Origin of the sequence: Terriglobus sp. YAF25 (assembly GCF_052113305.1) — a bacterium.
Lineage (GTDB): Bacteria > Acidobacteriota > Terriglobia > Terriglobales > Acidobacteriaceae > Terriglobus.
The window spans coordinates 1-6,835 of record NZ_JBFRCY010000533.1; the positions used below are offsets into that span (position 1 = coordinate 1).

Here is a 6,835-nt window from a genome sequence, read left to right on the forward strand (position 1 = left end):
GTTGTTGATGTCATGTGCGATGCCGCTGGCCATTTGTCCAAAGGCACGGAGACGCTCCTGTTGCATAACCGTCTGCCGCGTCGCCTGTAGATCGTCATAGGCATGTTGCAGCGAGCCGTACATCTGCGCCTGGTGTGCAGCCAGCGCCATCAGTTCTCCAAGGTGCTTGAGGAATTCGCAGTCACTGCTGCTGAATCCTTCCGGCTCCCGCCTGGCGGCAATAAGGATGCCAAAGAGCCCATTTTCAACCATCAACGGCACGATTACGCCGGAGTGGAGCCCACCCTGAACCAGTTGCCGGGGAAACGGTGTGGTCAGTCGATCCAGATCCGGCTCATAGATCAGTTGGCCGCCGAGACTGCGTGCGAATCCGTTTTCATCAATCCCAATGGTGGCATGTTTCAGGTCTGAAAGCACTGTCTGACGAACGCTTACATTGGCGACCGTCAGCACCATACCGGCCCGGTCATAAAGAGCAATGCATCCAAAGTCGATAGGAAGGTTATCTTCCAGGCTGCGAAGCACGACTTGAAAGATGCTCTGCATATCCTGGCGCTCCCCGATGGCCTGCGTAATCTGGCGGAGCAGGTCCAACCTTGCCAGCTGCTCCAGGAGCTTCCACTCACCGTTCCTGCGGCTGAGGTCAGAACGATGCAGAGCGGCTGCCGTCATCCATACCAAGGCGCCGAAGGTCACAGCGCTGGACAAGGCAAAGAGCGAGAGCCCTGCCTCTGTGCCGTACCATCCGGCACGCTGTCCCTGTAGCTGCAGCCATCCCACTGCAATGGGGAGGACCATGGCCGGGATCAGGAGCTTTCTGGCGATCACACCGCCGGCGCTGTCACTGACCAGCAGACTCATCAATCCGTCTTCCGGCCATGAACACAACAGGCCGATACTCCACGCAAAAAACAGCAGCGAGGTATGCACGGCCAACGTGTCCTGGGGAATGAGAGGTGCGCCTCCATAGAGAAAACGGCTGAAGGCCAGCCATGCGATCAGGCTGGCCAGCAGCGCCATCGTCTGGAAGGATGAAAAGGCACGACGCCTACCTGCAAGAAATAATGCGCTGCCAAGGAGGGTAAAGTTGATCGYCGTTGCCGGCGCCATYGCTCCGGAGCGCATGTAGAAGAGATGGTCAATCTTCGAATTTCGCCCTAAAACAGCGGACAAGAGCCGGATGAGCCCGATCAGGACGATCAGGAGAGAGAGACCCTGCGATATCCAGAAGGAAACCGCACGTCTTCGCACCGACCTGGAGTCCCTTACGAATGTGAGCAGCCCGAGAGCAATGCCGGCGAGCAGGAAGCAAACCGCGGTGGGGACCACCATACGCGGCCAACCAATAACCACACTCTTAAGCCGAGCGTTGTTCGCTGCCCATCCCCAAAGTACCGCCACAGCAACGAGCGCAAGAAGACCGGCGGCGGTTTGATGAATGCGTTGCGGCCAGCGAGGGACCTCAGCTTTGCTCATCGACTGCCCTTCCGGAGTTGGACAACTGCAGGGTGAACCTCGCTAAAAATGGGGCTATTGCCCGTAAGAATATCCCAAATCCCTAGCGCACTCATGACCGGCCACAGATCGAAAGTGAAACTATAACTCTAATCGTTAACAGAACGAAACTTCCCATTCATAAATCGCTTTCGTGGGAAGGGAGAGAGCCTCAATGGCAGGCGCCTCCAGCATGACTGGCGTCCGGTTTGGGGTCAGCCGAAGATGTGGATCGCGCTAGAGCATTTTCCCCCGTAGGTGCAGTTCAGGGCTTCCATATCGATGGGCGTTTTCCGTCATGAAACGCCGCGGCACGCCCTTCCGGGATACCCAGCAACAGGGAAAATGCTCTACTTCGCCGGGGCCATGCCACCAATCGCCCAGAGCAACTGTCGGATCGCTCCTCCGAAGATGGCAAGTCCCAAAGGCACATGGATGGCCACATGATGGAGATGCCCTGCGGCGAACTCCACGACCTCGGCACTCACCAAGCCAAGAGCGGCCACAGGAACCCAGAGGGGACACCGCCTTTGCAGGAACAGGACAAGGGCGGCCAATACCTGGCTGCCGCCTAACAGCACCAGGACCTTCGCGGTAAAGGCATGAAGGACCGCGGATTTAACATCGCCCGCCAACATTCTGCCCGCAAACGCCGCCTGAACCAGCACGTGTCACGCCGCAACCCGCCCGTTTGTCTTGTATGTAGAGACGATCACCGCCGAAGGAGACCGGCCTTCGAGCCAGAGAATCAGTGGAAGGAGCGGAGCCATGAGCAGCCATCAGACACCAGGACCAGAAGAATCGCTGAGTGATGTTGAGGACTCCATACGGCTCGGAATGTTCGATCAGTACCGCAGCCTTCTCTTCTCCATCGCCTATCGCATGCTGGGAAGTGTTGCTGATGCGGAAGACATGCTGCAGGAGACGTTCCTGCGATGGCATGCCGCCGGCGAAGAGGAGATCCGCTCGCCGCGGGCTTACCTTGTCACCATTCTGAGCCGGCTCTGCATCAATCATCTGCAATCGGCAAAGGTACAGCGGGAGGAGTACACGGGTATGTGGCTCCCGGAACCGATCGTCACCGATCCGGGCGGCGATCCCTTCCACCTGATCCGCGTGGATGAGTCACTCTCGATGGCCTTCCTGGTCTTACTGGAACGTCTCACACCGATTGAGCGTGCCGTCTTTCTTCTGAAAGAGGTCTTCGAGTACGAGCACGGCGAGATCGCATCGATCGTCGGTCAGAGTGAGGTCAACTGCCGGCAGATTTTGAAACGGGCAAAGCAGCATGTTGCGACACTGCGACCTCGCTTCAAAGCCGCACGGCCCGACCATGACGCTTTGCTGGAAAGCTTTCTGAAGGCAGTCGGGACCGGGGAGATGACTGACCTGCTCGGCTTGCTGACAGAAGATGTAGTCCTGCGGTCGGATGGCGGAGGCAAAGCGGCAGCTGTTCCCAATGCAGTCCACGGCGCCGACAAGGTTGGCAGAGGCATTCTGGGCGGCATGCAACGCTTTGTCCCAAAGACCCTGGTTCAGCGGCTTGCCCGCATCAATGGCGAACCCGGACTGGTGACGTATTTCAATGGAGAACCATATTCCGTGGTGACCATCGAAGTGCGCGACAACCTGATTTCGTCGATCTACGTCATCACCAATCCTGACAAGCTCAAACATCTGCCGCCGCTGAAGTAGAGGCTGGCTGTCACGCGCCGCGGTGCTCGCCGGTCTTATCGTGCAGGGCGTATCTGCGCATAGCAGCAGTACCGACAGGAGATTTGAGACAGTGAGAGTTGTCATTCTAGGCGCCACAGGCGGCACAGGTATGGAGCTGATCAGGCAATCGCTGGCAGCGGGCCATGCCGTAACAGCGTTCGTCCGCAAACCCGAATCCCTCAAAACGTTCTATGGACGGATCGATCTTCGCACCGGGGACCTGCTGCACCAGGAGACCATGGCCCGCGTACTCGAAGGACACGATGCCGTTCTCTCCGGCTTTGGGCCTCGCGTGCCGATTGCGAAGTCGGACGAACATCTCCTCCGAGACTTCGCGACCGTATTAACTGGAGCAATGCAACAAAGCGGTGTACGGCGGGCTGTGCTGATCTCGACCGCATTCCTGTTCAAAGATTCGGTCTTTCCGCCCACCTATCTGCTCGGCAGGATGCTCTTTCCATCGGTGGTAAAAGATTCTGCCGAACTGGAGTCGATTGTTCAGGGCAGTGGACTCGACTGGACGATCGTACGGCCACCGCAGCTTACTGACCGTCCCAGGACGGGAAGATATCGGGAGCGGATCGGCCATCTGCCAAGATTCGGCTTCAAGATATCGCGGGCGGATGTTGCGTTTCGCGCGGCAGAAGAAGATAGGTATTATTCCAGCGGATGTGAAGTTGCCGCCAAGAGAGGCCGGTGATCCATCATGGAATTCGCTCACCGATCAGCAAAAGGCACCAGTGGCTATTCAATGGTGAAATACCAGACGATTCGACCTTTGCTTGCAGCAGCTTTGCTGGCGTCGTCGCTGCCGCTTTACGGCCAGACATCCACGACACCGGAACAGCGGGCCAATCTTCTTCTCTCCAAGATGTCGGTTGTGGAGAAGATTGGCCAGCTGAACCAGGTCTTCGATTTTTCAGGACTGCCGGGGATGCCTGCACCAGCGCAGAAGCTGGAAGATCAGGTTCGCCAGGGACAGATTGGCTCAATTCTTTTCGTCACTGATCCAAAACGCATCAATGCACTGCAGAAGATCRCCGTGTCGGAGGGGGCGCATATTCCGATCCTCTTCGGCTTCGACGTGATTCATGGCTTCGACACCGAGTTTCCGGTTCCAGTGGGCATGGCTGCCTCCTGGGATCCGGAGATGGCGCGCAGGGCTCAGTCGATTGCAGCAGAAGAGGCGGTACACGCGGGAGTGCGGTGGACCTTTGCCCCCATGCTCGATATCGCGCGCGATCCGCGCTGGGGCCGGATCTCGGAAGGAGCAGGAGAGGACCCGTATCTCGGAGCCGCAATGGCACGCGCACAGGTGAAGGGATTCCAGGGAGAGCCGGGCCAACCTCTTCGCTTTGCGGCCACGCTGAAACACTTTGCCGGGTACGGAGCCGCGGAGGGCGGGCGCGACTACGATGCCTCCTATATTCCGGAAGAGCTGCTGCAGAACGTCTATCTGCRTCCCTTCCAGGCGGGAGTCGAGGCCGGCGCGAAGAGCGTGATGAGCGCGTATATGGACCTCAACGATGTTCCGGCGACCGGGAATACGCATCTACTGCGCGAGATCCTCCGTGACCAGATGAAGTTCAACGGGTTTGTTGTTAGCGATGCGAACGCTGTCGGCGACCTCTATACCCATGGCTTCAGCAGCGATGCCAAGGATGCCGCGTTCCGTGCAGCAACCGCCGGCGTGAATATGGATATGGGAAGCGGCACGTATCTCATGAACCTGAAGCAGCTTGTTGCGGAGGGAAAGGTCTCGGCGACGATGCTTGACGATCTGGTGCGCCCGATCCTTGCAACGAAGTACGCTTTGGGACTGTTTGATAGCCCTTACGCGGATGGCAATGAATCCACGCACGCGGCCATGTTGGCAAAGCATCGTGATCTTGCACGAGAGGCAGAGGCGAAGAGCGCTGTTCTGCTGCGCAATGAAGGTGGCGTTCTTCCTCTCGCGAAGACGGTACGTCGCGTTGCCGTCATTGGCCCGCTTGGGGATTCGCAGTATGACATGAACGGTCCGTGGAGCCTGACCGCGAAGCCCGCCGATACGGTCACGATCGTGGCGGGCATCCGGAACAAGCTACCGGGTACCGACGTGCGCTTTGCCCAGGGAGCTCAGTTGCGCAAGCAGTTCCCTTCGATGTTCGACGGCCTTATCGGACCAAAGCCAGAGGCGGAGTGGGATGCAAGTAAGGCCGAGGCAACGATGAACGACGCTGTCTCACTGGCCAACGATTCGGACGTTGTTGTGCTCGCTCTGGGAGAGTCAGCTCTGATGGACTTCGAGTACGCCTCGCGATCCTCGCTGGCATTGCCGGGACGTCAGCAGGAGTTGCTGGAGAAGGTCGTTGCAACTGGGAAGCCGGTCGTTCTGCTGCTCTTCAGCACGCGGCCACTCGATGTGACATGGGCTTCGCAGCATGTCTCCGCAATCATGGACTGCTACTTCGGAGGGACGGAGACAGGGAACGCTGTCGCCGACCTTCTCTTTGGCGATGTCTCGCCTGCGGGCAAGCTGCCTGTGACCTGGCCACGCAGTGCCGGCCAGATTCCGATCTACTACGCCCACAACCTCTCTCACAAACCATATGGCGCTCCTGATTTCACCTCACGCTACTGGGATCTTCAGACGGAGCCGCTGTATCCCTTCGGGTTCGGTTTGAGTTATGCGAGCTTTGAGATCTCCAACCTCCGGCTGAGCAAGAAAGAGGTCCATACTAAGGACCCGGTAACGGCTGTGGTAACCGTAAAAAACACCGGCAAGGTGAAGGCGGACGAGGTCGTTCAGCTTTATCTCCATCAGAAGTCTGGAAGCGCGTCACGTCCGGTACGGGAGCTGAAGGGATTCCAGCGCATCACGCTGGCACCGGGTGAATCGCGCGATGTCAGCTTTGTTGTGGGGGCGCCGGAGCGGACCTACTGGTCTTCCGCTTCCCATGGCTGGACACTCGACTCGTCGGAGTTCGATGTATGGGCCGGAGACAGCTCGACAGCGTCGCTGCATGACACGTTTTCCGTCGTGCAGTAATCCCTTAGCCATGAAAGAAGAACGGAGCGCATCTTGAATCGCAGACAGTTTGTGGGTCTTTCCGGTGGGACAGTGATGGGGAGCATCCTGCAGGCGGCCGCCAGCACGAATGCGTCCGCCGAGGCAGTAGGCGAGGGTGGCCAAGCGGCTTCAGGAGCGTCGATGAAGCGGCCGAACCCTTAGGCCGCAGGGACAATCGGAGCTCTATAGCTATCGCGAGGACCCGCGCGAAGAACGCAATCTGTATGGCGATCGGGTCGTCGGCAGTCGAAGCCGAACTCACGATGAAGCTGCTCAAGCAGTTCATCAATACCACGGGCATTGCTCCCATGGATAAGGACCCACGCGACTCTCCGCCTTTTTATCCGACACGTACTGACCTTCCGGCCGCTGACTGGCAGGCCAGGATTCTGACTGAGGGTGACCGCACAGAAGACCTGTGTTAGGACTGTAGTTCAATGCTCGCTCGCGAAATGGAGTAACTGCTTCTATGGTCAGCAAACGGAATCTGAGGCGCCCTCTTTCTCCGCTGCTCTGCACCCTTACGGCTGCCTGCGTGGCGACTGCGATGTATGCGCAGGCACAGGACAGGAC

Annotated in this window: 7 protein-coding genes; 5 read left to right on the plus strand and 2 right to left on the minus strand. The window is 58.3% G+C overall.

Annotation, left to right across the window (positions count from 1 at the left end; translation table 11 throughout):
* Nucleotides 1-1,476 (minus strand): GAF domain-containing protein (locus AB4043_RS19540; protein WP_442307834.1); only part of this gene is annotated, 1,476 nt, incomplete at its 3' end.
* A 368-nt stretch (nt 1,477-1,844) separates the two neighbouring features.
* Nucleotides 1,845-2,162, minus strand: coding sequence for a hypothetical protein (locus tag AB4043_RS19545; protein ID WP_442307835.1), 318 nt, complete (start codon nt 2,160-2,162; stop codon nt 1,845-1,847).
* A gap of 100 nt (nt 2,163-2,262) precedes the next feature.
* Between AB4043_RS19545 and AB4043_RS19550 the strand changes: the two genes are divergently transcribed.
* From AB4043_RS19550 to AB4043_RS19570, 5 genes are all read left to right on the plus strand, one after another.
* Nucleotides 2,263-3,189, plus strand: coding sequence for an RNA polymerase sigma-70 factor (locus AB4043_RS19550; RefSeq protein WP_442301596.1), 927 nt, complete (start codon nt 2,263-2,265; stop codon nt 3,187-3,189).
* Between the two features lie 91 nt (nt 3,190-3,280).
* Nucleotides 3,281-3,910, plus strand: a complete 630-nt coding sequence (locus tag AB4043_RS19555; protein ID WP_442307836.1) for an NAD(P)-dependent oxidoreductase — start codon at nt 3,281-3,283, stop codon at nt 3,908-3,910.
* 6 nt (nt 3,911-3,916) lie between these two features.
* Nucleotides 3,917-6,241: a beta-glucosidase BglX gene (bglX, locus tag AB4043_RS19560; RefSeq protein WP_442307837.1), complete on the plus strand. Its 2,325-nt coding sequence runs from the start codon at nt 3,917-3,919 to the stop codon at nt 6,239-6,241.
* Between the two features lie 33 nt (nt 6,242-6,274).
* Complete coding sequence (locus tag AB4043_RS19565) at nt 6,275-6,424, plus strand: hypothetical protein (RefSeq protein WP_442301593.1); 150 nt, start codon at nt 6,275-6,277, stop codon at nt 6,422-6,424.
* Nucleotides 6,425-6,486: 62 nt separating this feature from the next.
* Nucleotides 6,487-6,687, plus strand: coding sequence for a hypothetical protein (locus AB4043_RS19570; RefSeq protein ID WP_442301592.1), 201 nt, complete (start codon nt 6,487-6,489; stop codon nt 6,685-6,687).
* The last annotated feature ends 148 nt before the right edge of the window (nt 6,688-6,835 follow it).